Raw genomic sequence first — 26,186 nt, forward strand, 5'->3', positions numbered from 1 at the left:
GGTGCACCGGCGGCTACGGGGGTTGGGGTCAGGACATGTCGCGGCGGTGGATGAGGTAGGCCATGGTGGCTGTGAAGGCTGTGATGTAGGCGGCGAGGACCAGGAATGAGGTGGGGCGGGTGAGGGTGTCGAGGACGCCGGGGGTGGCGGCGCCCTGGACCGTGCGCATGGCTCCGGCCAGGGATCCCGCGGCCGTGCCGGGGAGGTGGTCGGTGAGCGCGCGGATCGGGGAGAAGATCGCGCCGACGCCGCGGAGCAGATTCTCCACGACCAGGACCCAGACCACGCCGAGTCCGACGGCCAGTGCGGGCCCTCGGGCAGCGGCGCCGATCACGGCTCCCGCCAGGGTCCACATGCCCAGAATTGCTGTGCCCGTGGCAATTCCGGCCACGGCACGGCCCACCGAAGGCAACGCCAGCGATCCGTGCTGCAAGCTTCCGATCACCGCCGCGACGCCCGTGTCGATGACGAAGGCGGCCAGTACCAGGCCGATCACCACGACGACCAGCGCCACCACCGTTCCGCCGACCACGCTGAGCCGCGAAGGACCTTGGGTGAGAACGGTTTTCCAGCTGCCCCAGCCGTAGCCGCTGCCGACCACCAGCGCGCCCAGCACCAGCATCAGCGCACCGCCGAACATCGCCATGCCCTGGGTGAACACCTCCGGCACCGCGGCCGGGAGCATCAGCTGCAACAGCACCTCGCGGGGCTGACCGTTGGACATCCGGGTGCTGTCGCCGGAGGTGTAGGCCAGATAGTTGAACAGGTAGGCGAACACGAGATTCAGCAGAATCCACGTGCCCAGGACGATCCAGAACGCGGGCCACTTGCGCAGCCGGGCGAATTCGGCTCTGGTGCAGGCCAACAGGTCGTTCATTGCGCTGTCTCCAGTTTCGTCATCTCGAAAAAGACTTCCTCCAACGACTTTTCGTCGGAGCGCAGTTCCAGCAGGTCCGCACCCGCCTCGATCACCGCGCGCGCCACCACCGGCGCCGTTGCCGTACCGGCAGCCACTCTGATGCCGGCGGCGGTCAGCAACGCGGATCGATCGCCCACCACCCGGCGGACGGCCGGGAAGGCCAGCTCCACCGGCTCGGCTCGCAGGAAAAGCGTTGCCGCACCGCGCAGTTCGCTCACGGTGGCCTCCGTGAGCAGGCGGCCCCGCGAGATGACGCCGACGCGATCGCAAATCTCCTGCACCTCGCTGAGCAGGTGAGACGACAGCACGACGGTGTGCCCGTCGGCGGCGAGTCCGGTGATGAGCTCGCGCATCTCGGCCATTCCGGCCGGGTCGAGCCCGTTGGTGGGTTCGTCGAGAATGAGCAGGTCCGGGTGGCCCAGCAGGGCCGCGGCCACACCGAGTCGCTGCTTCATCCCCAGGGAATAGGCGCGGAACTTGTCGTCCGCCCGGTCGGTGAGGCCGACCCGGGCCAAGACCTGCTCCACGTCGTCGTGCAGGGTGCGGGTGCTCCGGGTGCGACCGGAGCCGTCTCCGTTCGCGGTCCCGCGGTAGCGGGCGAGCACCCGCAGGTTGTCCCGGCCGGAGAGGTACGGGTAGAAGCCCGGCCCCTCGATGAGAACGCCGGTGCGCCGCAGCGACTCCGGGTCCCCCGGCCGGCGGCCGAGTACGGTCGCGGTGCCGGAGGTCGGCCGGATCAAGCCGACCAGCATCCGCAATGTGGTCGTCTTGCCCGCGCCGTTGGGGCCGAGGAAGCCGTAGATCTCACCGGCGTTGACCGTCATGCGCACGGCGTCTACGGCGGTGTGCGAGCCATAGCGCTTGGTCAGCGCCTCGGTGGCCACCACCGCCGCGGCCGGATCGGGTGCGGCATGCCCCTCGCTGTTGTGTACCGAATCGTTCATGCCTTCGAGAATCCGCCTGCGACCTGGGTCGACACATCCGCCGCGCAGCGCGACCCGGCATACGTATCCAGACGTAATTCGCGGCGCGCGGCTCCCGTTCGGCCGCGGGCGGGGCTACCGTGCGAGTGTGCAGTCGAGGACGCGGCCGAACGGCCGGGACGTGGTGGTGGCGCTGGTCGTCGCCGTGGTGCAGTTGGTCGGGGGCAACCTCGCCAACCTGCACCAGAGCGGGAACCGCGGCCTCGACGCGCTCGGTGTCCTCCTACTGTCGGCGGGGCCGTTGCTGCTGATCGGTCGCCGCATCCACCCGGCGCCGGTGTTCCTCGGCGTGCTGGCCGTGACGGCCACGTATCTGCTCGTCGGCTACGGGTACGGGCCGATCTTCCTGTCCCTGGTGATCGCCTTCCTCACCGCGGCGAGCCGGGGCTCGCGCTGGCGCACCTACCCGTTCGTGCCGGTGGGCTATCTGCTGATGGTGTGGCCGGTGCCCGTGCTGCGCGGGCATTCGGCCAACAGCTGGCAGGCGATCGGCCTGCTGGCGTGGCTCAGCGTGCTGATCGCGGTGGCGGAGGGTCTGCGGCAGCGGCGGGCGGTGCTGGTGGCGCGGCGTCAGCGAGCCGAGGCCGCGCGCGCCAACGAGCAGGCCGAACGCGCCCGCGAACTGGCCCGCCGGGAGCAGCGCGCGACCGAGGAACGACTGGCCATCGCCCGCGAACTGCACGACGTGCTGGCGCACAGCCTGTCGCTGATCAATGTGCAGTCCTCGGTCGCGCTGGAGTTGCTGGACCGCAAGCCCGAGCAGGCGGCGACCGCGCTCACCGCGATCAAACAGGCCAGCCGCGATGCGCTCGGCGAGGTGCACACCCTGCTGCGGTCCATCCGCGCCGGCGCGCAAACCGTTGCGGCGCCGTTCAGTCCGGCCGTCGGCGTGACCGATCTGGACGCGCTGCTCGGCCCCGCCCGGGCCGCCGGGCTGACCGTCCGCACCGAGGTGCGCGGCACGCCGCAGCGGTTGCCCGCCGTGCTCGACGGCGCCGCCGCCCGCATCGTGCAGGAGTCGCTGACCAATGTGCTGCGCCACGCGCCGTCCGCGCAAGCCGTTGTCGCCGTGGATTTCTCGCCGGAGATGTTGGCGCTGTCCGTCGAGAACTCGCCACCGTCGAGTTGTCCACAAGTGTCCACAGCCGCCGCGCCGCCGGGATCCGACCCGGAGACCAACGGCGGCAACGGTATTCCTGGCATGATCGAACGCGCCCATGTTCTGGGCGGTGAACTGACCGCGGCCCCGAAGCCCGACGGCGGCTTCCTGGTCCGCGCTCGTCTCCCCATCCCCCGCCTCGACACCGACCCCCGGGACGACACATGACTTCAGACGGCAGGAACCAATCCACCTCGAGCCGGGAGGCACGGTGAGCATTCGAGTGCTGGTGGCCGACGATCAGGCGCTGGTGCGCGGCGGGTTCGTCGCCTTGCTGGACGCGCAGGACGGGATCGAGGTGGCCGGGGAGGCGGACAACGGGCAGCAGGCCGTTCGGATGACCCGCGAGTTGCGGCCCGATGTGGTGCTGATGGATATCCGGATGCCGGTGCTCGACGGGCTGGCCGCCACTCGTGAGATCGCGGGCGATCCCGCGCTGGCCGCGGTGAAGGTGGTCGTGCTCACCACCTTCGAGCTCGACGAGTACGTGTTCGAGGCGATGCGTTCCGGCGCAACGGGTTTCCTCGTCAAGCACACCGAACCCGCCGACCTGGTGAAGGCGGTGCGGGTGGTGGCGGACGGCGACGCGCTGCTGTCCCCCGGCGTCACCCGGCGGCTGGTCGCCGAATTCGCCTCCCGCGCGAAACCCGCCCCGACGGCCGAGCTGTCCGAACTCACCGAGCGCGAACGCGAGGTGATGACCCTGGTCGCCGAGGGCCTCACCAATGCCGAGATCGCCGCGCGGCTGTTCATGAGCCCGGCCACCGCCCGCACCCATGTGAGCCGAATCCTGTTGAAGCTCAACGCCAGGGACCGCACGCAGCTGGTCGTGATGGCCTACGAGTCGGGCCTCGTCCGTCCGGGCTGGCAGTAGGCGACCGGTCCGCTCGGCGGCGAATCTTGTCGGTCCCCCGGTCTACCGTCTTACTCGGAACATCTGCTGCTACAGCGATTTGGGGGGATCTGTCATGGGCATGGTGATGTCGTTTTCCCGGGTAACTCCCGCGGAGTTGGCCCGGATCGAGTCCGACCCGGAGAGCATGCGGGAATTCCCGTGGGAGCCGGACCGCGGAGGCGAGCCGGACGGCTATCTCGACAAGGCCTGGGACGGCTTACGGTACCTGTTCGAGACCGCGGAACTGGACATAGACCTGTTCCTGGGCGGCCGATCCGTCGACTCCGACGGCACGCTCAGCCTCTGGGACGCCGAACTGGTCCGGCAGACCGCGAAGGTGCTGCGGGGCACCCCGTTCGACCGATTGGCCCGCCATTTCGATCCCGGACAGATGACGGCACAGAACGTCTACCCGAACATCTGGCAGAGGGGCGACGAGGCCCTGCACTACCTGCGCGTGAACTACGAGCACCTGGTGCGGTTCTTCGACTTCGCCGCCACCGACGGATCCGGAGCGCTCATGTCGTTCGGTTAGCGCCGGGCGCGCGGATACGTACCGATACGTACGCCGGTTACCGTCCGCGCGCCGATGCCCGCGGCCGGCGATCGGAAGAGGCTGGGAGGCATGAACATCTACACCTCTCCCGAGACCATGTCCTTTCTCGCCGACCACTACGACGGCGGCCCACACCCCTGGCCGTTCTTCTGGATCTTCCCGGTGCTGTTCTGGCTCACCGTGATCGCGGTCGTGTTCGTGTCCCGGCGGGCCCGGTGGCGCGACCGCGGCATCGGCACGCTGCGCTCGGCGTTCGCGCGCGGCGAGATCGACGAGGACCAGTACCTGACCCGGCTGGAGGTCCTGCGCCGCACCCGGCGCGCGCGGCGGTGACCATCCACCGCTACCCGTCCGATCCCGGCGGCCCGCCCGGCCGCCGGGGTCACAACCGCTGCCACCGAAGGCTTTCCGACATACGGAGGTTCACATGACCATGAAGTTCGCCACCATGCAGGTCCCCCGGTCCGGGGCCGACTGGGTCCGGACCGCGCGGACCGCGGAGGAGCAGGGTTACCACACCCTGTTGCTGCCCGACACCCTGAATACCCCGTCGCCGTTCCCCGCCCTCGCGGCGGCCGCCGCGGTCACCGATACGCTGCGCCTGCGTCCGAATGTGCTCGCGGCCCCGTTGCGCCCCGTGGCCGGCACCGTGCGGGAAACCGCCGCGCTGCAACTACTCTCCGACGGCCGGTTCGAGCTGGGCATCGGCATCGGCCGCCCGGACGCCCGGCCGGAGACCGAACGACTCGGCCTGTCCTGGGGCTCAGCCGCGCAGCGGCGCGCACATCTGGTCGCCACGGTGACGGCGATACGGGCCGAGGTCACCCCGGCGCCCGCGGTGGTGATCGCCGCCTCGGGACCGAAGATGCTGGCCGCCGCGGCCGAGATCGCCGACCGAGTCCTGGTCGCCCTGCTACCGCACGCCACCGAGGCGGATCTCGCCGACACGGTGGCGCGAGTACGCGACCATACCGACCGCCCGATCGCCTTTACCAGCCAGCTGGTCGGCATCGGCGACGAGATGCCCCGCTGGCCGGGCGCCTGGAAGGTCCCCGACGCGGCCGAGCTGCGTGCCGCGGGAGCGGTCGGACTGCTCCCCGCCGACCCCGGCGAGGCCGCGGAGATCCTGGACCATCGCCGCGAGAAGTACGGCATCGATGAACTGATCGTGCCGGGCGACCTGGCCCGAGCCTTCGCCCCGGTGCTGGAGCGCCTGCGCTGAGCCGAGCTCAGGCCGAGACTCGCAACCCGCGCAGAATCGCTTGTTCTACGGGCGAATACGCCGCGTCGGCCCGGTCCAGCACGCAGGGTTCACGAAGCACCAGCGGCGGCTGGGCCATGAACTTCGGACGGCCGACGCGGTTGGGCTGGGCGGCGTGCACGAGAAACGGGTGGCACAGGTAGACGTCACCGGCGTTGCCGGTGGCCGTCGCCTGCGGCAGGTCGTCGGTCGAGGAGAAGACGTCGACGAGTTCGATCACCTCTGCGCCGTCTTCGCCCAGCGGCTGTAGTGCCCGCGGCAGGCGCAGGTGCGAACCGACGCGGAGACGGGTCGGGGCGTCGTCCGGCCCGACATCGGAGAACAGGAACAGCATCAGCAGCGCCCGGCCCTTCGACCACAGGTTGACGCGCCACTGCAGCGGGTTGGCCGGTGGTGGATCCCCGGCGAAGCTGGCATCGACGTGCCAGCCGTCGTCGGCGGGCGGGTACTCGCTGGGGAATCGAATCGGGAAGGTGCCCACGCTGATTCGGGGCCGCCAACGTTCGGCCCCGACCAGCTGGTCGAACGCCTCACGCAGCGCCGGTGCCGTCGCGGCCTGCCGGAACGGTTCCTCGGCGTGGTCGCCGAGCCGGATCACCGGCTGCGTCCAGGTCGACGGGTCGTCCGGATCGCAGCCGGTCTCCCGCCAGAGAATTTCCCGGCCCGCGTCCGCGACCTCCCGCGGAAACGCCTGTTCGACCCGCACGAAGCCGTCCGCGATGAAACTGTCGATCTGCGCCTCGGTGAGCATGCGTTCCTTCCGCGTCGGTTGGCCTCGGAAACGATGCCTCGAGCAGGCTCGGCCACGCCACCGAATTTCCGGCGATGCGCCGCTGGACGGATGCTGACATGCGAAAGCCCCGCTGCCCCAGGCGAACCTGGTGCAGCGGGGCTCTCGAACGGACCTATTACTCTCCGGAAGCGGAGGCCTCGCCGGCCAGCACCTCGACCGGCTGCTCGTCCTCCTCCACGGGCTTGGCCGGCTTGGCCCGCCCGGTGAAGGTGAACTTGGCATCCTCGCCGGCGCCTTCGCCGTCCCAGCCCTCGACATCGACCGAGACGATCTGACCGGCACCGATCTCGCCGAACAGGATCTTCTCCGACAGCTGGTCCTCGATCTCGCGCTGGATGGTGCGACGCAGCGGGCGCGCACCGAGCACCGGATCGAAGCCGCGCTTGGCGAGCAGGCTCTTGGCCCGGTCGGTCAGCTCCATCTCCATGTCCTTGTTCTTCAGCTGCACGCCGACGCGGTTGATCATCAGATCCACCATCTCCACGATCTGCTCGGTGGTGAGCTGGTGGAAGACGATCACGTCGTCGATGCGGTTGAGGAACTCGGGCCGGAAGTGCTTCTTCAGCTCGTCGTTGACCTTGAGCTTCATCCGCTCGTAGTTCGAGCCCTCGCTGTTGGACTGGGTGAAGCCCAGGCCGACGGCCTTGGAAATATCGGATGTCCCCAAGTTGGAGGTGAAGATCAGCACGGTGTTCTTGAAGTCGACCGTGCGGCCCTGACCGTCGGTGAGGCGGCCGTCCTCCAAGACCTGCAACAGGGTGTTGTAGATCTCCTGGTGGGCCTTCTCGATCTCGTCGAACAGCACGACCGAGAACGGCTTGCGGCGCACCTTCTCGGTGAGCTGGCCGCCCTCCTCGTAGCCGACGTAGCCCGGAGGGGCGCCGAACAGCCGCGAGGCGGTGAAGCGGTCGTGGAACTCGCCCATGTCGATCTGGATGAGCGCGTCGTCGTCGCCGAACAGGAAGTTCGCCAGCGCCTTGGACAGCTCGGTCTTACCGACACCGGACGGCCCGGCGAAGATGAACGAACCGGACGGACGCTTCGGGTCCTTCAGACCCGCACGCGTGCGGCGGATGGCCTTCGACACGGCCTTGACCGCGTCCTCCTGGCCGATGATCCGCTTGTGCAGCTCGTCCTCCATGCGGAGCAGACGGGTGGTCTCCTCCTCGGTGAGCTTGAACACCGGGATACCGGTCCAGTTGGCCAGCACCTCCGCGATCTGCTCGTCGTCGACCTCGGCCACGACATCCAGATCGCCGGAACGCCACTGCTTCTCGCGCTCGGCGCGCTTGGCGACGAGCTGCTTCTCCTTGTCACGGAGACGAGCGGCCTTCTCGAAGTCCTGCGCGTCGATCGCGCTTTCCTTCTCCCGGCGGGCGTCGGCGATCTTGTCGTCGAACTCGCGCAGGTCCGGCGGAGCGGTCATGCGACGGATGCGCATGCGCGCACCGGCCTCGTCGATCAGGTCGATCGCCTTGTCCGGCAGGAACCGGTCGTTGATGTAGCGGTCGGCCAGCGTGGCGGCCGCGACCAGGGCACCGTCGGTGATGGACACCCGGTGGTGCGCCTCGTACCGGTCGCGCAGGCCCTTGAGGATGTTGATGGTGTGCTCGACCGTCGGCTCGCCCACCTGCACCGGCTGGAAGCGGCGCTCCAGCGCGGCGTCCTTCTCGATGTACTTGCGGTACTCGTCGAGGGTGGTGGCGCCGATGGTCTGCAGCTCACCGCGGGCCAGCTTCGGCTTGAGGATGGAGGCCGCGTCGATCGCGCCCTCGGCGGCGCCCGCACCGACCAGCGTGTGCAGCTCGTCGATGAACAGGATGATGTCGCCGCGGGTGTTGATCTCCTTGAGCACCTTCTTCAGGCGCTCCTCGAAATCACCGCGGTAGCGGCTGCCCGCGACCAGAGAACCCAGGTCAAGGGTGTACAGCTGCTTGTCCTTCAGCGTCTCGGGGACCTCGCCGTTGACGATGGCCTGCGCCAGGCCCTCGACCACGGCGGTCTTACCGACACCGGGCTCGCCGATCAGCACCGGGTTGTTCTTGGTGCGGCGGCTGAGCACCTGCATGACGCGCTCGATCTCCTTCGAGCGGCCGATGACCGGGTCCAGCTTGCCCTCCAGCGCGGCCTGCGTCAGGTTGCGGCCGAACTGGTCGAGCACCAGGGAGGTGGAGGGGGTGCCGGTCTCGCCGCGGGCGCCGGATTCCACCGGCTCCTTGCCCTGGTATCCGGACAGCAGCTGGATGACCTGCTGCCGCACCCGGTTCAGATCGGCGCCCAGCTTCACCAGGACCTGGGCGGCGACGCCCTCGCCCTCGCGGATCAGGCCGAGCAGGATGTGCTCGGTGCCGATGTAGTTGTGGCCGAGTTGCAGCGCCTCGCGCAGGCTCAGCTCCAGCACCTTCTTGGCGCGGGGCGTGAAGGGGATGTGACCGGACGGCGCCTGCTGGCCCTGCCCGATGATCTCCTCGACCTGGCTGCGCACACCCTCCAGCGAAATGCCCAGGGATTCCAGAGACTTCGCCGCGACACCCTCACCCTCGTGGATCAGGCCCAGCAGGATGTGCTCGGTGCCGATGTAGTTGTGGTTGAGCATCCTGGCCTCTTCCTGGGCCAGGACAACGACCCGCCGCGCGCGGTCGGTGAACCTCTCGAACATCGCTCCCTCACTTCCTGCTCCGCTTACTACGGCTGTCCGGCGCTTCAGTCGACCGATCGCCAGCCTGCCATGAAGCCCTGGGGTTGCACTCCCCCGCCTCCCACTCTAGTTGGCGGGGGTCACGGCCGTCGTCCGTCCACCCTATTGCGAACCGGCGACAGCGCGCCTCATTCAGTCATAACGCGACCATTGCCAGGAACGTTTCTGCAGGACGTACGCCCAGAGCGAACAGCGGCGAGCACCCTGCGACCTGCTCAGAGGTCGCGTTCGGAAATGACGCCGCTCTGCATGGCCAGCATCGCCAGCCGCACGCGCTTCTGATTCTGCGGCAGATCCTCGACCCCGAACTTCGAGAACAACGTGCGCATGTGGGTCTTGATCGCGTCCACGCTCAGGAACAGCTCGTCGGCGATCTGCTGATTCGGCGCGGGCGTCGCGAAGCCGGCGTTGTTCTTGTAGGGGCGGCACAGCGCGATCAGCACCGACCGCTGGGTGTCGGTGAGCGACCGCAGCGAGGGCAGCGACCCGGTGGAGGTGCGAGTGGCGTCGTCGGCGACGCCGGTGAAGTCGTGGAACGACAGCAGCGAGGTGCCGACCCGGATCCGATCACCGGGCGACAACCGCCTGCGACCGACGAGTCGCTCCCCGTTGACGAACGTGCCGTTGCGGGAGAGTCCGTCGTCCACGATCGTCCAGTGGGCGCCCAGATACTCCACCGACGCGTGCAGCCGGGACACCTCGGCGTCCCAGGACAGGGTCAGGTCGGCCTGCTGCGAACGGCCGATGGTGACGCGCTGGAGATCGGGAGAAAGCGCCAACTCCTGCTGCCGGCCCGTCTCGTCGATGAATCGCAGGAACGATTCGTGAAATGCGGTCACTGCGCCGATCCCTCAACTCTCCACTCGGCCGGCGTCGTTCGCACGTTTCCATGGTGCCGCGCCGCCCGCACCCGAGCAAGATCATGCGGCGCGCATCGAAGGACAAACGCCGCCCATCGGTTATGCGGAAACGATATGAAAATACCGCTGCCGTCCGGACGGCGCACGATTCCTCCGGACGGCAGCGGTGAAAACAACAAGAGTAGCCGAGTCCGAGGGTCGGCTAGTTGGTACGGCCGACTTCCTTGTTGTATGCCTCGGTAATGTCGGCCGAGATACGCCCGCGCGCCGAGACCTTGTGGCCCTTGCGCCGCGCCCATTCCCGAATTGCCGCGCTCTGCTCGCGGTCCATCGACACCCTGCTCTTGGTCGCACCCGCCGTCGCACCCGCCGGCTTGCTCCGCCGCCGTCCGCTCACCCGGCGTGCGTTGGTGACCCACTGCTCCAGCCCGTCGCGCAGCTTTGCCGCATTTGCCGCGGACAAGTCGATCTCGTACGACACACCGTCGATCGCGAACTCGACGGTCTCGTCCGCGATGGACTCACCGTCGACATCGTCGATCAGGCTAACGGTGACCTTCTTTGCCATGAGATGAACGTCCTCTCGAAATCGTGCGACCCGCATAGTAGGCCGATGCCCGAGTTGAGAATACCTCGAATTCCGAGATTTCCAACACGAGACTTCGGCATTCGAATCCGACGACTCAGCGAGCTGTCGGACGCACAATTGGGAACAGTATCGTTTCCCGGATTCCCAGACCGGTCAAGGCCATCAGCAACCGATCGATTCCCATACCGGTGCCCGTTGTCGGCGGCATACCATGTTCCATGGCCGCGAGGAAGTCCTCATCCAGCCGCATGGCCTCGTCGTCACCCGCCGCCGCCAATCTCGCCTGATCGATGAAGCGGTCCCGCTGAATCACCGGGTCCACCAGTTCGGAATAACCCGTGGCCAACTCGAAGCCGCGGACATACAGGTCCCACTTCTCGGTCACGCCCGGCTTGCTGCGATGCTGCCGCGTCAACGGGGACGTCTCCACCGGGAAGTCGCGCACGAAAGTCGGCGCGTACAGCTTGTCGCCGTAGGTGTGCTCCCAGAGTTCCTCGACGAGTTTGCCGTGGCCGTAGCCCTTGTTCGGCGGAATTTCCAGGCCCACCCGGTCGGCGAGCTCGAGCAATTCCGGCACGGTCGTTTCGGGCGTCACCGCAACACCCAGCGCATCCGACAGCGAGGGGTACATCTCGACGGTGTTCCACTCGCCACTCAGGTCGTATTCGGTGCCGTCGGCCAGCGTCACGACCTGGGTTCCGAAGACCTCCTGCGCCACCTCCTGCACCAATTCCCGGACCATCCGCGCGGAATCGTCATAGGTGCCGTAGGCCTCGTACGTTTCCAGCATCGCGAACTCCGGCGAATGCGTGGAGTCGGCGCCCTCGTTACGGAAGTTGCGGTTGATCTCGAAGACCCGCTCGATGCCGCCGACGACGCAGCGCTTGAGGAACAACTCCGGCGCGATACGCAGGTAGAGGTCCATATCGAGGGCATTGGAGTGGGTCACGAACGGACGCGCGGCGGCGCCGCCGTGCAGCGTTTGCAGCATCGGCGTCTCGACCTCGAGAAAGTCCCTGCGCTCCAATGCATTTCGCAGTGCGCGCACCACCTTCACCCGGGTGCGCGCCATTTCCCGCGCCTCCGGCCGCACGATCAGATCGACATACCGCTGCCGGACCCGCGACTCCTCGCCCATCTCCTTGTGCGCCACCGGCAGGGGCCGCAGCGACTTGGCCGCTATCGACCAGGAATCGGCCATAACGCTCAATTCACCGGTACGCGAAGAGATCACCTCGCCGTGCACGAATACGAAGTCGCCGAGGTCCACATCGGCCTTCCAGGCCGCCAGCGCATCCGCTCCGACACCGTTCAGGCTGATCATCGCCTGCAACTTGGTGCCGTCGCCCTCCTGGAGCGTCGCAAAACACAGTTTGCCGGTATTGCGCATGAATATGACCCGCCCGGCCACACCCACCTGCGTACCGGTGGCGGTATCGGCCGCCAGGTCGGGATAGGCGGCCCGAATTTCCGCCAGGGTGTGCGTGCGCGGCACCGCTACCGGATAGACCTCACCGCCCTCGGCGAGCAGCCGCTCCCGCTTCTCCCGGCGAATCCGCATCTGCTCCGGAACGTCGACTTCCGCTGGGGCAGGACGGGATTGCCCCGCAGGAACCGAACCCGCGGAGCTACCGGACGAAGGGTTGTTCGGGGTGCTCACAGCGCACTACCCTATCGTGCGCCGTAATTCACCCCCAATCCGCGGCAATTACACCGAGGCGACCGCGACGACCTCTCGGGCGATGTGCGGGGCGCCCGCGGCGACCGACACCAATCCCGTCGCCTTCAGCGCCTGATAGCCGCCCACCAGATCGGTCGCGCGGTGCAATCCCAGCTGTTGCAGGGCGGCCGCGGCCAGGCTGGAGGTGTAGCCCTCCGAGCAGACCACGATCCATTCCACGTCATGATCGGTGGCCAGCGCCAGCCGGGCGGAACTGGTCGGGTCCAGCCGCCATTCCAGCACATTTCGCTCGATCACCAGCGCGCCCGGCAGCGTGCCCTCCTTCACCCGCTGCGCCTGCGGCCGGATGTCGACCAGCAACGCGCCCCGGGCGACGGCCTCGGGCAATTCGAACGCGTAGATCCGCTGCAACTGCGAACGCGCGTGGTCGAGCATGCGGTCGATTCCGCTGCGCGGCGCGCTCCCGTGCGTCGGCTGGGTCATTTCACTTCGCCTTCGGGCTGGTCGGTGAGGACCGTCCGGCTGCGCCGCAGCGTGCCGTGACCGGTGACCTCGTAATAGGACATGGCGGTGAGCGGTGGTGAATAGGCGTGCACCGACAGGGTCGGATTCGACGGTTCGGCGGGCCCGGCCAACTCGTCGGGCGCGCGTACCACGTCGTGTACCCAGCCGAGCGGGAACGAGGCCTGGTCGCCCGCCGTCAGCGTGCGCCGGCGTAACTCCCGCCCGTTCCAGCGGAACTCCGACAACGCCCCGCTGAGGACCGTGAGCGCGCCCAGCGAACCGGCGTGGTCGTGCAGTTCGGTGGAGCGATCGGGCACCCAGCTGATCAGCCAGACGTCGACTTCCTCGTCGGACTGCAGCCGCACGGCCCAGCGATTGTCGCGGGGCCATTCGCCGTCGGCGGGGAGCAGATGGTCGAAGCGACCGGCCAGCACGTCCTCGGCGCCCTCATCGGTGAGCCGCAGCAGATCGGCCGGGCGCAGCCGGGTGGGCAGCGCGGAGACGATCGGCCGGTCGGTGACGTCGGCGGAGAGTCGCACCGCGGGCCGGGGCGCGACGACGGGCGACGCGACCGAACGAGCACGGGTGGAATAGGAAACTGCAGAGGACCGCATGAGCGAGACTCCAGGAGAGTGAGGATGGCCGGGGGCGAATGCGAAGCCCCGACATCAGCCGAGGCGAATCAGCCTCGACAACACTCCTGGGTGGTCACGCGGTAAGACACGTCCGGAAGTTTAGCAGCAGGTTCCCACCGGGCAAATGCGGTGTCGGATTCCCCACACCACCGGCGCGCCATCCCCGTCGTTCCGGAGGGCTCTCACCGCCGACGCTGGAGATTTCGTTCGAAGACCACCCGCAGACCCTCCAGCGTCAGGTGCGGCTCGTGGCGTTCGATGGTCTCGGACTCGGGCACGATCAGCGGCGCGGACTGTCCGGTGGCGACCACCACGACGTCGTCGCCGGAGAAGGCGTCGAGTTCGTCGCGGATGCGGTCGATCAGGCCGTCGACCAGGCCCGCGAAGCCGAACACCGCGCCGGACTGGATGCATTCCATGCTGTTCTTGCCCACCACCGAGCGCGGCCGGGCCAACTCGGCTCGGCGCAGCGCGGTGCGCTCCACGATCGCCTCCGTCGCGATCTCCACGCCGGGAGCGATGACGCCGCCGAGGAACTCCCCCTTGGCCGACACCAGATCCACGCAGATGGCGGTGCCGAAGTCCACGACGATGGCCGGGGCGTCGAAGCGGTGATAAGCGGCCAGGCAGTTGACGATGCGGTCGGCGCCGACCTCCTTCGGATTGTCCACCAGCAGCGGAATGCCCGTGCGCACACCGGGTTCCACCAGCACGTGCGGGACGTGGCTCCAGTAGCGGCTCAGCATCTCGCGCAGTTCGCGCAGTACCGGCGGCACCGTCGACAGCGCCGACACCCCGACCACCTGCTCGGCCTGCTCGCCGATCAGCCCGCGCACCTGCATGGCGAATTCGTCGGCGGTGAGCAGCGGGTTGGTGTGGATGCGCCAGGTCTGCGCGATCTTCGCGTGCTCGCCACTGCCGGAGAACAGGCCGATCTCGATGGTGGTGTTGCGGACATCGATGGTCAGCAGCATCCCGGATGTCTCCTACGCCGGAGTCAGCGTGCGCGGCGAGGACAGACCCGAACCGGCCGGCGCGTGCGCCGGATCCGAACCCAGCTCCACCTGCCGGTTGCGTTCGTCGACGAACACCACCCGCGGCGCGTACTCGCGCAGTTCGGCCTCGTCCATCATCCCGTAGGCGATCAGGATCACCAGATCGCCGGGGTGCACGAGATGCGCTGCGGCGCCGTTGATTCCGATCACGCCGGAACCGCGCTCGCCCGCGATCACATAGGTCTCCAGCCGGGCGCCGTTGTCGATGTCGACGATGCAGACCTGCTCGCCCTCGAGCAGATCGGCGGCGTCCATCAGGTCCGGGTCGACGGTCACCGAGCCGACGTAGTGCAGGTCGGCGTGAGTCACCGTGGCGCGGTGGATCTTGGACTTCATCATGGTGCGCAACATCGTCGTCGGCCTTCCTACGAGTTCGCCTGGGCAGGCTGGGCATTCGGGGTCGTGGGGTGGCCGTCCAGCGACGTCGGGAGGGTGACGGCCGTGTTGTCGATAAGGCGGGTCGTGCCGAGGCGGGCCGCGACCAGCAGGCGGGCGTTGCCGCTCCAGTCGGGCGGGCAGGGCTCGGTGAGCGGCGTCAGGTCTGCGCGGCGTAGTTCGAGGTAGTCCACGTCCAAGTCGGGTACCCCGGCGAGGACGCTCCGGGCCGCCGCGAGCACCGCGTCCGGACCCAGCCCACCGGCGTGCCGTCCGGCGGCCAGCGCCGCGGACAGAGTGGTCGCCACTTCGCGGTGTTCCGGCGCGAGGTACCGATTGCGCGAGGACATGGCCAGACCGTCGGCCTCACGGACCGTCGCGACCGGCACGATCCGCACGCCGAAGTTCAAGTCCCGCACCAACTGTCGGATCAGGGCGAGCTGCTGGTAGTCCTTCTCGCCGAAGAACGCCTCGTGCGGACGCGCGATCTGCAGCAGTTTCGCCACGACGGTGAGTACGCCCGCGAAGTGGGTCGGGCGGGCGGCGCCCTCCAACTCGGCGCCGAGCGGGCCCGGATGCACCGAGGTGCGCGGACCGTCCGGGTACATCTCGGCGGCGCTGGGCGCGAAGACCAGCTCGACGCCCTCGCCGCGCAGCAATTCCACGTCGGCGTCGAGGGTGCGCGGGTACTTGTCGAGGTCCTCGCCGGCGCCGAACTGCAAGGGGTTCACGAAGATCGACACGATCACGACCTGGTTGGTCCGCTTGGCCTGCCGCACCAGGTGCAGGTGGCCCTCGTGCAGCGCGCCCATGGTGGGCACCAGCGCGACCTTGCGCCCGACCGAGCGCAGCGCCTCCGCCACCGCGGTCAGCGTCGCCGGATCGTGCAGCACGGTCAGTTGGCCGGGCCGATAGCTGCCGCGCAGGGCCTGCAGCCGCGTCGTATCGGTCATCGGGGTCCCTCCAGCAGATCGATCAGAGCGGGGTCGGTGCGCGCCCGTTCGGCCGTGCGCAGCGACAGCGCGCGATAGCCCTCGGCCAGGCGGGGGTCGACCGCGGTGAGGGCGGCGAGATGGGCGGCGACCGCGGCGGTGTCGCCGCGCGCGACCGGTCCGGTCAGCGCCGACTGCCCGCGCCGCAGGGCGTTGTCCAGTGCGGCCGAGGCCAGCGGCGCCAGGATGCGCTCGGCCAGACCGTTGGGCTGATCGTCGACCAGTTGCTGGCCGAGCAGGCCGGGCCCCTCCAGGGCGGCGCGCAGGGCGGCCACGGCGTCGACGATCAGCGTGACCAGATGATTGCTGCCGTGCGCGAGGGCGGCGTGGTAGAGCGTGCGATGCTCCTCGGGCACCCGCACCGGCTCGCCACCCATCTCGATCACCAGCGACTGGGCGATGGCGTAGCCGACCTCGTCGGCGGCGGTGATGCCGAAGCAGGCGTTGCCGAGCCGGGTGGTGTCCTCGTCGTGGCCCGTGAACGTCATGACCGGATGGATGGCCAGAGGACGGGCGCCGAGTTCGGTCAGCGGGGCCAGCACCGCGATGCCGTTCGCACCCGAGGTGTGCGCCACGATCGTGCCGGGCCGCACCACCCGCGCCGCCGCGAGCCCGGCGACCAGACCGGCCAGCTCGCTGTCGGGCACCGCCAGGACCAGCAGTTCGCTGCGGGCAGCGACCTCCTCGGCGGGCATGATCCGCGAATCGGGCAACGCCGCGCGGGCGCGCTGCCGGGAGGCGTCCGAGATCGCGGACACCCCGAATACGACGTGCCCGGCGCGCTCCAATGCCGCGCCGAGCGCCGACCCCACGCGTCCCGCCGAGACGATTCCCACCGTCAGTCGTGCGGGCGCCGGGTCACTCCCTGAGACACTCCGGCCCGCATCGGGCCGTGCAGATTCAGAGGTCACCATTGTCCTCTCGAAGTCGTTCCAGTCCCGCCGTGCGGGTACCGGACGTTATCGGTTCCGAGGATAGGCCGGGCCGGGACGCGCGGACAGGGCCGGGGCCGGTGATGTTCCCCACCAGCGCCGATCAGTTCGAGCTGTTCTGCTCCGACCGTAGGTTGGCCATGATCTCGGCGACCGTCAACTGGTGGCCGTTGTGCTCGCCGTCCCCGGCCTCCGCGCGGCGGCGACGGCGGGTGCCCGCGGTGCCGATGGCGGAGGGCGCCTTGGCCGGTGGCCGGGCCTCTTCGGACGGTGCGACCGCGGTGCCGTTGGTCTCCGGCACGGCGGACGACGAAGCGCCGTTCACCGACGCGGCGCCTTCCGACCCGGCGCCGTTGACCGGTTCCGGATCGGCTTGCGAATTCGGCCGTTCCGGCTCGGGCTCGGCTGCCTCGGGATCGGGTTCGGGCGTCTCCGACCAGGCGGTCCAGGTGTCGGACGACTTCGGCTCGGGGGTCTGCTCCCAGGCGGTCCAGGAATCGCGTGACCGCGGGCCGGGCTCGGCCGAGACGATCGAGGTCTCCGCGGTCACCGGATCGTCGTCCGGGCTGGCGAACAGCGGCGCTTCGGGATGGCTGGTCTCGAAGACCGGCGTCACCGAACCGCGCGGCACGGCGGGCACACTCCACGCATCCCAGGTGTCGGTATCCGGCGAGCTACCGTTCGCCGAGCGTGCGGGCAATTCCGGAACTCGCACCACATCGGCGCGCAATGCGGGCCGCTCGACCGGCAGGTCACCGTCGAACAGCCGTTGCAGGCTTTCCCTCAGCACAGCCAGCTCGGCCCGCAACGCGGCCATTTCCGCGGCCTCGGCCCCGACTTCCGCGCGGACCCGGGATTCGACACCGAGTTCGTATTCGTGCCGTGCGGCAATCTCGCGCCGCAGTTGTAACTCGTACACCGTTTGCAGGTCACGCATCTTGACCCGGTCCACTGCCGACTCCCGGCGGTACCTGCCGGCCACCATGACACCGATCGCCCCAGTCCACAGGGCTGCGATCAGTCCGATGCGGGTCAGTTGCAGGCTGTCACTGAAACTCAGGAAAACGCTGGCAATCAGTCCGAGCAGAATCAATACACCGACGACGAATTTTCCCGCGACTCCCCGCCATCGACGGGAAGTACTGCTACGGGCGGGCGAAACCATGCCCGTCAGGGTAGCTCGGATGGCCGACGCCGGCGGCAAGCCCGGCCGGTGATTCCTTTCGGAAGGATTGCTATGAAGTTGCCGCTTCGTCCGGCGGATCGCTCGGCGCGCGACAGCAATACTCCAGCCACAGTGCCGCCGCCACCAGCGCCACACCCGCGACCAATCCCACGACGGCACCGGGGGTGTCCGCGGCCGCCGCGCGCAGCGTCGACCGCTGCGGGAACACCCAGACGAGGAAACCCAGCCAGACTCCGGCGGCCAGCGAGCCCACTTGCGCCGAGGCCTTCGCCAGCGCGACCGCGCGCGCGGCCGTGATCGGGTGCAGGTGCTTGGGGCCGTCGCCGATGCGCTGATCGTGCACCCGCGTCCGAATCATGAAGGCCAGCACCGCCTCCAGCGCCGCCACCGGATACAGCGAGGCGCCCGCGATCACGCTGATCGGCGGGAAACTGGAGTACGCACAGCGCGTGGCGACCCAGGCGACGGCCGCGGCGATCAGCACGTTCGCGGTCAGGTCGAACAGCTTGGTCGGTTTCATGACGTTCACGAGATCACCGGCCGGAGTCGAAGGTCGGTGCGCCGCACGCCGTCTCGTTCGGCGGGTGGCAACTCCGCCAGCAGTTCTCGCACGGGCCGCGCCACGCCGTCCACCTCGAGCACCGCATCGGGATCCGCCTCCAGCCAGGGCGCCAGCACGAACGCGCGATTGTGCGCCTGCGGGTGCGGCAGCGTCAATTCCGGATCGGCGCTGCGTACCGATCGCAGCTCGCCGTCCCGGCGCTCTCCGCACCAGACCACGTCGACGTCGAGAGTCCGTGCGCCCCAGCGCACCTCGCGTACCCGTCCCGCGGCCTGCTCCAAGTCCTGACCACGGGCCAACCAGTCCCGCGGCGTCGCGTCCGAATCGTCTACCACGAGAATGGCGTTCAGGTAGTCGTCCTGCGGCACCGGTCCCCACGGCGCGGTCGTATAGACCGACGACACCGCGATCAACTGCGGCGCGAACGCGTCGACCACGCTGCGCAGGTGCGCCTGCCGGTCGCCCAGATTCGAGCCGATGGACAACACCGCGCGGGTCATGCCACCGCCTCGCGCCGGCGGGTCGCGACCACCCGGACGTCGGCGAAGGTGTGCGGAATCGGGGCGGAAGGCTTGTGCAGCACCACTTCCGCGGCGGCGACGCGCGGATCGGCCATGATGTCGTCGGCGATCTCCGAGACCACCGTCTCGATCAGATTGCGCGGTTCGCCCTGCACGATCGCCACCGCGCGACCGGCGAGCGCACCGTAGTCGACCGTGGCGTCGAGGTCGTCGGAGGCCGCGGCCGCGGCGAAGTCCAGCCAGAGGGTGAGGTCGACGACGAACTCCTGGCCGTCACGGCGCTCGAAGTCGAAGCAGCCGTGATGACCGAACGCGCGCAGCCCGCGCAATTCGATGCGGTCGGTACTCAGCGGATTACTCCCTCGTGCCGTCGATCGTCTCGGACTGCCCTGCTCTATCTCCCACCCGGCGCCGGTCCTCGGCCGCTCGCCGCCAGGCGTCGGTCACCGCGATCGCGTCCAGGGAGGCTCGCACGTCGTGCACTCGCACACCCCAGGCGCCGTGCAACGCCGCCAGCGCCGAGACCGTCGCCGTCGCCACCTCGCGGCCGGCGGGCGGTCGCGGCGTCTCGCCGTCGGCCAGCAGCCTGCCGAGAAAACGCTTGCGGGAGGCGCCGATCAGCACCGGCAGGCCCTGGGCGGTGAGTTCGGGCAGTGCGCCCAGCAAGGCCCAGTCGTGCCCGGCGTTCTTGGCGAAACCCAGACCGGGATCGAGCACCAGCCGGCTCGGGTGCACACCCGCCGCCATCGCCAGATCCACCTGGATCGACAGCTCCTCGAGCACCTCGGCGACCACGTCACCGTACTGCTCGGCCGGGCCCGTGTGCCGGTAGTCCGCCCCGGCCCGCCAGTGCATGAGGATCCACGGCACCCCGGCCGCCGCGACCACCTTCACCATGTCGGCGTCGGCCCGCCCGCCCGAGACATCGTTGACCACCGACACGCCCGCCGCTATCGCCGCCTCCGCGACGCTCGCCCGCATGGTGTCCACGCTGGTCGGCACCCCGGCCTCGACCAGGCCCCGGATCACCGGCGTCACCCGGTCCGCCTCGATCCGCGGATCGATGCGGACCGCGCCTGGCCGAGTCGATTCCCCGCCCACGTCGATGATGTCCGCGCCCGCCTCGAACAGCCGAACACCGTGCGCGACAGCCAGTTCCGGGTCCAGGTAGCGGCCACCGTCGGAGAACGAGTCGCTGGTGACGTTGACGACACCCATCACCACACAGGAACGTCCCCCGCGCGGAGCGATGAGCTGCGTCAGTTCGGACACCACACGCCCGCTCACTTCCGCAGGATCAGATCGAGGGCCTCGGCGCGCGAGGACGCGCTGGTCTGCAGCATTCCGCGCACCGCGGAGGTGGTGGTGCTGGCGCCCGGTTTGCGGATGCCGCGCATCGCCATGCACAGATGCTCGGCCTCGACCACCACGATCGCGCCGCGCGGGTCCAGCTTGCGCATCACGGCGTCGGCGATCTGGCTGGTCAGCCGTTCCTGCACCTGCGGACGCTTGGCGTACAGATCCACCACCCGGGCCAGTTTCGACAACCCGGTGACCCGGCCGTGCGGGCCGGGAATGTAACCCACGTGCGCCACACCGTGGAACGAGACCAGGTGGTGCTCGCAGGTGGAGTAGAGCGGGATGTCGCGGACCAGCACCAATTCCTGGTGCCCTTCGTCGAAGGTGGTGTTGAGCACCGCGTCCGGCTCGGTGTAGAGGCCCGCGAACATCTCGCGATAGGCCCGCGCCACCCGGGCGGGAGTCTCGGCCAGACCCGGCCGATCCGGATCCTCGCCGACGGCGATCAGCAATTCCCGGACCGCCGCCTCGGCGCGGTCCTGATCGAACGGGCGACCCGTCTCCAAGGCCACGACGGCGGTATCCTCGGCGGCCGCGGAACGCGCCGACAACGCGTCGGACTCCGCTACGGCACGGTTGTTGACCGACACTCGGGGACACCTCCACAACTCGAGAACATGTCGCGCCCGACTGCGCGGGACACGGCCCTCCAGCCTCGAACGCGACCGGGCTACCGGTAATTCCTCGGCATCCCGGGTATCGAGCCTAATCACCGAAGATCAGTGGCGGCCGTTCGGTCCGTCCCAATCGCCGCTCTCGCTCTCGCCGTTGGGCCGCTGGTAGCCCGAGCCCTCCTGGTCGCCGGGCTGGTTCCAGCCGGGACGGCCGTAGCGCTGACCGCCCGCGGGCGCCCAGCCTCCGCTCTGCTGCGATCCGCCGTAGCCCGTGGCGCCGGAACCCTGCGGGCGATCCGGCTGTGCGTCCTCCTGTGGCGGCCAACCGGGCGCCGACCAACCGGCCGGAGCGCCGTAATCCGGCCGCGAACCGTGCGTGCCGCCGCCCTGCCGCGGGTACGCGGGCGCACCGCCACCGGGCTGTGGATAACCGCCGGGCTGCGGCGCGGGCCGGTAGCCCGGCTGCGACGCCGCCGGACGCTCCGGCGGGTAGCCGTTGGCGGGGACCGGCTGGGCCGCGGCCCGCCGGACCGCCTGCTCCTGCTCGTCCGGCCACGGCTCGCCGCGCTCGGCGGCCAGCTCGCGCGGGGTCTTCACCGGCGGCCGGTCCGACGGGACGCGCTCACCGAAGTCGTTGAACGCGGTGATGCGCGGCCGCTTGTCGACGGTGCTCAGGACCTGTTCGAGATCCTTGCGGTGCAAGGTTTCTCGTTCGAGCAGGGCGGTGGCCAGTGCGTCGAGTTCGTCGCGGTAGTCGTTGAGGATCGCCCACGCCTCGGTGTGCGCGGCCTCGATGAGGTTGCGCACCTCCTCGTCGATCTCGCGGGCGACCTCGTGCGAATAGTCCGAGGCCGTGCCCATGGTGCGGCCGAGGAACGGGTCGCCCTGTTCCTGGCCGTAGCGCACCGCGCCCAGCCGTGCGCTCATGCCGTACTCGGTGACCATCGCGCGGGCGATCTTGGTGGCCTGGTCGATGTCGGAGGAGGCGCCGGTGGTCGGCTCGTGGAACACCAGTTCCTCGGCCGCGCGGCCACCCATCGCCATCACCAGACGGGCGATCATCTCCGAGCGGGTCATCAGGCCCTTGTCGTCCTCGGGCACGGTCATGGCGTGGCCGCCGGTGCGGCCGCGGGCCAGGATCGTCACCTTGTAGACCGGCTCGATATCGGGCATCGCCCACGCGGCCAGGGTGTGGCCGCCCTCGTGGTACGCGGTGATCTTCTTCTCGTGCTCACTGATGATGCGGCTCTTGCGCCGCGGACCGCCGATCACGCGGTCGACCGATTCCTCCAGCGCGGGCCCGGTGATGACATTGCCGTGCTCGCGGGCGGTCAGCAGCGCGGCCTCGTTGATGACGTTGGCCAGATCGGCGCCGGACATGCCGACGGTGCGCTTGGCCAGACCGTCCAGGTCGGCGTCGGAGGCGATCGGCTTGCCCTGCGAGTGCACCCGCAGAATGGCGCGACGCCCGGCCAGATCCGGGTTGGAGACCGGGATCTGACGGTCGAAACGCCCCGGGCGCAGCAGCGCCGGATCCAGGATGTCGGGGCGGTTGGTGGCCGCGATGATGATCACACCGGTGCGGTCGCCGAAGCCGTCCATCTCGACCAGCAACTGGTTCAGCGTCTGCTCACGCTCGTCGTGACCGCCGCCGAGGCCCGCGCCGCGCTGGCGGCCGACCGCGTCGATCTCGTCGACGAAGATGATGCAGGGGCTGTTCTGCTTGGCTTGGTCGAACAGGTCACGCACGCGCGACGCGCCGACACCGACGAACATCTCGACGAAGTCCGAGCCGGAGATGGTGAAGAACGGAACCCCGGCCTCGCCCGCCACGGCGCGCGCCAGCAGCGTCTTACCGGTTCCGGGCGGCCCGTACAGCAGCACGCCCTTGGGGATCTTGGCGCCCAACGCCTGGTAGCGAGCGGGATTCTGGAGGAAGTCCTTGATCTCGTACAGCTCTTCGACGGCCTCGTCGGCGCCCGCCACGTCCGCGAACGTGGTCTTGGGCATGTCCTTGGACAGCTGTTTGGCCTTCGATTTGCCGAAGCCCATCATGCCGCCGCGACCACCGCCCTGCATGCGGGCCATCACGAAGACGAACAGGCCGAGCAGGATCACCATCGGCAGCACGAACAGCAGGATCTGAGTGAACCAGCTGTCCTGTTTGACGCTCGTGTTGTACGGCGCGCCCGAGGCCTGCACGTCCTTCAGGATCTGCGAGGACACCTCGCTGCCGCCGGGGTACTTGGCGATGATCTGGTTCTGGCCGCCGGTCGCATCGTTGCCCTTCTTCAGGGTGATGCGCAGCTGCTGTTCCTTGTCATCGATCTGGACCTGCTCGACATTGGGCTTGTCCTGCAGTTGGGTGAGCGCCACCGAGGTATCGACGTTCTTCCAGCCGCGCGTGTCGTTGCTGAAGTAGCTGACCAGATAGATCACGAGCAGGATGCCCGCGACTATGGCCAGGTTGCGAAACACTGTCTTGCGGTTCATAGAGCGTCGGCCGGCTGGCCAGTCCTTTCCGGTGTATCCGGGTGCGTGCCTACGATGCGTTCGGGCGTTCCGTAACCGTTCCGAATCCCGGCCGGGTCCGGCGGAACGGATGCGGACAAGCCACGTTACCGCGTACGGTCTACTCGTTACATCGCGCAGTTCGGCAGCTGATGCAGTTCAACTGATGAACGGTCGGAGAACGCAGGTGGTTCCCGGCCTATCGGGTGGACACCGGTGAGTGTCTTCCCAAGTGGCAACAATCATGGCATGCACGTCCTATTGTGAGGCACAACACAACAAGAGCGCAGGGGGTATGGACATAGTCGAGCTACGGACACCCACAGCGATTCTGCGTCACGGCGGCGGGCGCCTGCAGGTGCTGCGCCCCGGCGGGACCGACGGCGAGCGCGTGCTCGACGTGCCGATCTCCGATCTGCTCAAGGTCCGGCTGAACCGGCGCAGCGACGACGCCGTCGTCATCGAGATCTACCTGCGGTACCCCACCTCGCTGCTGACCGGCATACCCGCCGACCGCACCCCGCTTCCGGTGCTGATCGCGGAGCACGACGTGCCGGCCGCCACCGTGATCGTGGAGCGGATCAACGCCCAGATCGTGGCGACGCAGCGCATCGACATGTCCGTGCCCGACCTCACCCCGCCCGCCCCCGCGTGGGGCAAGGCCGGCCCGATCCGGGCCGACGTGGACCGGGCCGTCCGCCGGATGGCGCCGCGGCGCGAGGCCCGCGCGGCGATCGCGGACTTACACAAGCTGGTCACCCCCGAGGAATTCGCGCTGGAAGCGGCGCTGGCCGGGGCGGAACCACCGGCCGGGCGCGGCCGCGGACTGCTCGCGGTCACCACCACCCGCATGCTCTTCGTCTCGACCGCGGCCGGTAGCCGCGCCGCCTACGAGATGCCCGTCCAGGCCCTGCTGTCGGCGCGATTGACCGACGACCCCGGCCACACCGGCGAGTACGGCATCGAGGTGACCGACGGCAACACCACGCTGCGCTTCACCGGATACGACCGCGCCGATACCGACCGGGTGGTCGGCGCACTCACCTTCGCGATCCAGCGCGAAGCCGCCGACGGCGCCGTCGCGCCCCCGGATCCCGGTGTGGCGCAACTGTATTCGGAGTGGGAGCTACTGGTCGAGCGGCACTCGCTCGGCATGGTCGACGACGCGCAGTTCCAGCGTTACGGCCGCGGGATCCTCCGCTCCCTGCCCGACTGACACCGCCCCGGCGGCACGCTGAAGTGCCGGACATTCCGGGCGGTGGGCCTCATTCGTCGTTGGACTGCAACGAGATTCGGCGCCAGGGGCTGGTCGGCCGCAACCACAGGCGGACCAGTTCCAGGCGCCGGTCGACCCCGCCGGATTTCAGCTCGGCCAGATCCTCGCACGCCTGCCAGTAAGTCCAGCCGGTGATGAACGAATCACCGAACTGACGCCAATTGCGATAGCGGCGCTGCGCCGACGGCAACGCCCGCATCACGTAATCCCAGGCGACATCCGCGTCGAGATATCCGGCCGTGAAAGCCATCCGCGCCACCGCCACCACGCGGGCCAGATCCCACGCCTCGATATCGGACGGCAGCGGCTGCACCAGATGGTCGATGAGACCCAGCTTGATCGCCTGCGACCAGATGTCGTAATCGCGCACCAGCGCCTCGGGATTGTCCATCCCGCGAAACGCGCCCACCTGCCGCAGAAAAGCCCGATGCCGATCGGCGCGCTCACCGAAACGGTCCCGTTCGGGCGAATTGATCGCCGTGGTGACCAGCGGGTGCACCAGCGCATACAGCGGGGAGTGCATGCCGTCGAGCAGCTGCTCCATCGAGGCCATCGCCTCCGTGCCGTCGGTGATGCCCCACGCGCCGGTCAGTGTGTCGATGGCCAGCTCACGGCGGTCGCCCATCGGATGCTCACGCTCCGGACCGAGGAGCAGTGCGTCGTGGAAGGCGTCCCAGCGGGCCGAGTAGAACGCGCCCAGCGACAGCGCGCGCAGCTCGTCGTCGGAAACCTGCGCACCGGACCAGTGATCTTCCTCGCGCCGGTCCAGCTCCTCGTAGGGAAAGGTGGTCAGCGTCGGCACGTCGCGGGCAGCCATGCCTCCGATTGTGTCCCACGGCGCGCAATTGCGCTGCCTCCGGCGTCGCGTGTTCGCCACGACGCGCCTGCGAAGTAGCCGACATGCGCAACACACAATTTTCACATCAGTACATTCTTGCCCTGTCGCGGTCCGGTACCGGACGCTAATCTCTGGCCATGAGTGGAAACATCACCGTCCTGCGTGGGCTCGAGCCCCCTGCGACCGAGCAGGAAATATACGCGGCCGCACAGGAATACGTGCGCAAGGTCGGTGGCCTGTCCGGCCTGTCGACCACCACCAAGCCGGCCTTCGACAAGGCGGTCGCGGCCGTCGCGGCAGCCACTACCGAACTACTCGCCGAATTGCCGGAACGGGGGTTGCCACCGGTCACGGACTCGCCGCTCAGGTAATTTTGCGCCGCCTTCGGCGTCGCGGTTCGCGGCCCCTGAGGCTCGATTCTTCCCTCCTCCG

28 protein-coding genes are annotated in these 26,186 nt (G+C 68.9%); 7 read left to right on the forward strand and 21 right to left on the reverse strand.

What is annotated here, in order from left to right; translation table 11 throughout:
* Nucleotides 1-28: 28 nt before the first annotated feature.
* Together ACFMRZ_RS20185 and ACFMRZ_RS20190 are read right to left on the reverse strand one after the other, a co-directional pair.
* Nucleotides 29-877, reverse strand: a complete 849-nt coding sequence (locus ACFMRZ_RS20185; RefSeq protein WP_400180338.1) for an ABC transporter permease subunit — start codon at nucleotides 875-877, stop codon at nucleotides 29-31.
* On the reverse strand, nucleotides 874-1,863 hold the full coding sequence (locus ACFMRZ_RS20190; protein ID WP_400180339.1) for an ABC transporter ATP-binding protein: 990 nt from the start codon (nucleotides 1,861-1,863) through the stop codon (nucleotides 874-876). The genes ACFMRZ_RS20185 and ACFMRZ_RS20190 overlap by 4 nt, the downstream gene beginning before the upstream one ends.
* 127 nt (nucleotides 1,864-1,990) lie before the next feature.
* Between ACFMRZ_RS20190 and ACFMRZ_RS20195 the strand changes: the two genes are divergently transcribed.
* The 5 genes from ACFMRZ_RS20195 to ACFMRZ_RS20215 all read left to right on the forward strand — a co-directional run bounded on the left by ACFMRZ_RS20195 (nucleotide 1,991) and on the right by ACFMRZ_RS20215 (nucleotide 5,734).
* Entirely contained in the window at nucleotides 1,991-3,229 is a 1,239-nt protein-coding gene (locus ACFMRZ_RS20195) for a sensor histidine kinase (RefSeq protein ID WP_400180340.1), read from the forward strand.
* A 43-nt stretch (nucleotides 3,230-3,272) separates the two neighbouring features.
* On the forward strand, nucleotides 3,273-3,935 hold the full coding sequence (locus tag ACFMRZ_RS20200) for a response regulator transcription factor (RefSeq protein WP_280370678.1): 663 nt from the start codon (nucleotides 3,273-3,275) through the stop codon (nucleotides 3,933-3,935).
* A gap of 94 nt (nucleotides 3,936-4,029) precedes the next feature.
* On the forward strand, nucleotides 4,030-4,491 hold the full coding sequence (locus ACFMRZ_RS20205; protein WP_400180341.1) for a YfbM family protein: 462 nt from the start codon (nucleotides 4,030-4,032) through the stop codon (nucleotides 4,489-4,491).
* Nucleotides 4,492-4,581: 90 nt separating this feature from the next.
* Nucleotides 4,582-4,845 (forward strand): hypothetical protein, encoded by a 264-nt coding sequence (locus ACFMRZ_RS20210; protein WP_400180342.1) that lies wholly within the window; start codon nucleotides 4,582-4,584, stop codon nucleotides 4,843-4,845.
* 94 nt (nucleotides 4,846-4,939) lie between these two features.
* Nucleotides 4,940-5,734: an LLM class flavin-dependent oxidoreductase gene (locus ACFMRZ_RS20215; protein WP_400180343.1), complete on the forward strand. Its 795-nt coding sequence runs from the start codon at nucleotides 4,940-4,942 to the stop codon at nucleotides 5,732-5,734.
* Between the two features lie 7 nt (nucleotides 5,735-5,741).
* Here the strand turns inward: ACFMRZ_RS20215 and ACFMRZ_RS20220 are convergent, their stop codons facing one another.
* The 18 genes from ACFMRZ_RS20220 to ftsH form a co-directional block, all read right to left on the reverse strand.
* Nucleotides 5,742-6,524, reverse strand: coding sequence for a phytanoyl-CoA dioxygenase family protein (locus ACFMRZ_RS20220; RefSeq protein ID WP_400180344.1), 783 nt, complete (start codon nucleotides 6,522-6,524; stop codon nucleotides 5,742-5,744).
* Between the two features lie 157 nt (nucleotides 6,525-6,681).
* Nucleotides 6,682-9,225 (reverse strand): ATP-dependent Clp protease ATP-binding subunit, encoded by a 2,544-nt coding sequence (locus ACFMRZ_RS20225; RefSeq protein WP_280271489.1) that lies wholly within the window; start codon nucleotides 9,223-9,225, stop codon nucleotides 6,682-6,684.
* A gap of 254 nt (nucleotides 9,226-9,479) precedes the next feature.
* Nucleotides 9,480-10,103, reverse strand: a complete 624-nt coding sequence (locus tag ACFMRZ_RS20230; protein ID WP_280271488.1) for an FHA domain-containing protein — start codon at nucleotides 10,101-10,103, stop codon at nucleotides 9,480-9,482.
* A 223-nt stretch (nucleotides 10,104-10,326) separates the two neighbouring features.
* Complete coding sequence (locus ACFMRZ_RS20235; protein WP_187686333.1) at nucleotides 10,327-10,692, reverse strand: Lsr2 family protein; 366 nt, start codon at nucleotides 10,690-10,692, stop codon at nucleotides 10,327-10,329.
* A gap of 115 nt (nucleotides 10,693-10,807) precedes the next feature.
* Nucleotides 10,808-12,274, reverse strand: coding sequence for a lysine--tRNA ligase (gene lysS / locus ACFMRZ_RS20240; RefSeq protein WP_280271487.1), 1,467 nt, complete (start codon nucleotides 12,272-12,274; stop codon nucleotides 10,808-10,810).
* 147 nt (nucleotides 12,275-12,421) lie between these two features.
* Nucleotides 12,422-12,877, reverse strand: coding sequence for a rhodanese-like domain-containing protein (locus ACFMRZ_RS20245; protein WP_280271486.1), 456 nt, complete (start codon nucleotides 12,875-12,877; stop codon nucleotides 12,422-12,424).
* The gene (locus ACFMRZ_RS20250; RefSeq protein WP_280271485.1) at nucleotides 12,874-13,512 is read right to left on the reverse strand and encodes a cysteine dioxygenase family protein; all 639 of its coding nucleotides are present in this window, start codon (nucleotides 13,510-13,512) and stop codon (nucleotides 12,874-12,876) included. The genes ACFMRZ_RS20245 and ACFMRZ_RS20250 overlap by 4 nt, the downstream gene beginning before the upstream one ends.
* 203 nt (nucleotides 13,513-13,715) lie before the next feature.
* Entirely contained in the window at nucleotides 13,716-14,507 is a 792-nt protein-coding gene (locus ACFMRZ_RS20255; RefSeq protein WP_280271484.1) for a type III pantothenate kinase, read from the reverse strand.
* Nucleotides 14,508-14,519: 12 nt separating this feature from the next.
* Nucleotides 14,520-14,939 carry an aspartate 1-decarboxylase gene (panD, locus tag ACFMRZ_RS20260; RefSeq protein ID WP_280271483.1) on the reverse strand — a complete coding sequence of 140 codons (420 nt, stop codon included), beginning with the start codon at nucleotides 14,937-14,939 and terminating at the stop codon, nucleotides 14,520-14,522.
* Between the two features lie 14 nt (nucleotides 14,940-14,953).
* On the reverse strand, nucleotides 14,954-15,916 hold the full coding sequence (panC, locus tag ACFMRZ_RS20265; RefSeq protein WP_400180345.1) for a pantoate--beta-alanine ligase: 963 nt from the start codon (nucleotides 15,914-15,916) through the stop codon (nucleotides 14,954-14,956).
* Nucleotides 15,913-16,869, reverse strand: a complete 957-nt coding sequence (locus tag ACFMRZ_RS20270) for a Rossmann-like and DUF2520 domain-containing protein (protein WP_280271481.1) — start codon at nucleotides 16,867-16,869, stop codon at nucleotides 15,913-15,915. Before ACFMRZ_RS20270 ends, panC begins: the two co-directional genes overlap by 4 nt.
* 121 nt (nucleotides 16,870-16,990) lie before the next feature.
* On the reverse strand, nucleotides 16,991-18,052 hold the full coding sequence (locus ACFMRZ_RS20275; protein ID WP_400180346.1) for a DUF6779 domain-containing protein: 1,062 nt from the start codon (nucleotides 18,050-18,052) through the stop codon (nucleotides 16,991-16,993).
* 70 nt (nucleotides 18,053-18,122) lie between these two features.
* The gene (locus tag ACFMRZ_RS20280; RefSeq protein WP_400180347.1) at nucleotides 18,123-18,593 is read right to left on the reverse strand and encodes a DUF3180 domain-containing protein; all 471 of its coding nucleotides are present in this window, start codon (nucleotides 18,591-18,593) and stop codon (nucleotides 18,123-18,125) included.
* Between the two features lie 5 nt (nucleotides 18,594-18,598).
* Nucleotides 18,599-19,135, reverse strand: a complete 537-nt coding sequence (folK, locus tag ACFMRZ_RS20285; protein WP_400180348.1) for a 2-amino-4-hydroxy-6-hydroxymethyldihydropteridine diphosphokinase — start codon at nucleotides 19,133-19,135, stop codon at nucleotides 18,599-18,601.
* Complete coding sequence (gene folB / locus ACFMRZ_RS20290; RefSeq protein WP_400180349.1) at nucleotides 19,132-19,485, reverse strand: dihydroneopterin aldolase; 354 nt, start codon at nucleotides 19,483-19,485, stop codon at nucleotides 19,132-19,134. Before folB ends, folK begins: the two co-directional genes overlap by 4 nt.
* Nucleotides 19,486-19,510: 25 nt before the next feature.
* Nucleotides 19,511-20,419, reverse strand: a complete 909-nt coding sequence (gene folP / locus ACFMRZ_RS20295; RefSeq protein WP_400182919.1) for a dihydropteroate synthase — start codon at nucleotides 20,417-20,419, stop codon at nucleotides 19,511-19,513.
* Between the two features lie 20 nt (nucleotides 20,420-20,439).
* Entirely contained in the window at nucleotides 20,440-21,066 is a 627-nt protein-coding gene (gene folE / locus ACFMRZ_RS20300; RefSeq protein WP_280274977.1) for a GTP cyclohydrolase I FolE, read from the reverse strand.
* A gap of 168 nt (nucleotides 21,067-21,234) precedes the next feature.
* The gene (gene ftsH, locus ACFMRZ_RS20305; protein ID WP_280274972.1) at nucleotides 21,235-23,622 is read right to left on the reverse strand and encodes an ATP-dependent zinc metalloprotease FtsH; all 2,388 of its coding nucleotides are present in this window, start codon (nucleotides 23,620-23,622) and stop codon (nucleotides 21,235-21,237) included.
* Between the two features lie 313 nt (nucleotides 23,623-23,935).
* Between ftsH and ACFMRZ_RS20310 the strand changes: the two genes are divergently transcribed.
* Nucleotides 23,936-24,856, forward strand: coding sequence for a hypothetical protein (locus ACFMRZ_RS20310; RefSeq protein ID WP_280274973.1), 921 nt, complete (start codon nucleotides 23,936-23,938; stop codon nucleotides 24,854-24,856).
* Nucleotides 24,857-24,905: 49 nt separating this feature from the next.
* Here the strand turns inward: ACFMRZ_RS20310 and ACFMRZ_RS20315 are convergent, their stop codons facing one another.
* Nucleotides 24,906-25,733: a DUF1266 domain-containing protein gene (locus ACFMRZ_RS20315; protein WP_280274974.1), complete on the reverse strand. Its 828-nt coding sequence runs from the start codon at nucleotides 25,731-25,733 to the stop codon at nucleotides 24,906-24,908.
* A 158-nt stretch (nucleotides 25,734-25,891) separates the two neighbouring features.
* Between ACFMRZ_RS20315 and ACFMRZ_RS20320 the strand changes: the two genes are divergently transcribed.
* Nucleotides 25,892-26,125: a DUF2277 domain-containing protein gene (locus ACFMRZ_RS20320; protein ID WP_280274975.1), complete on the forward strand. Its 234-nt coding sequence runs from the start codon at nucleotides 25,892-25,894 to the stop codon at nucleotides 26,123-26,125.
* Nucleotides 26,126-26,186 lie beyond the last annotated feature (61 nt).

Source organism: Nocardia sp. N2S4-5 (genome assembly GCF_044628355.1).
Lineage (GTDB): Bacteria > Actinomycetota > Actinomycetes > Mycobacteriales > Mycobacteriaceae > Nocardia > Nocardia wallacei_B.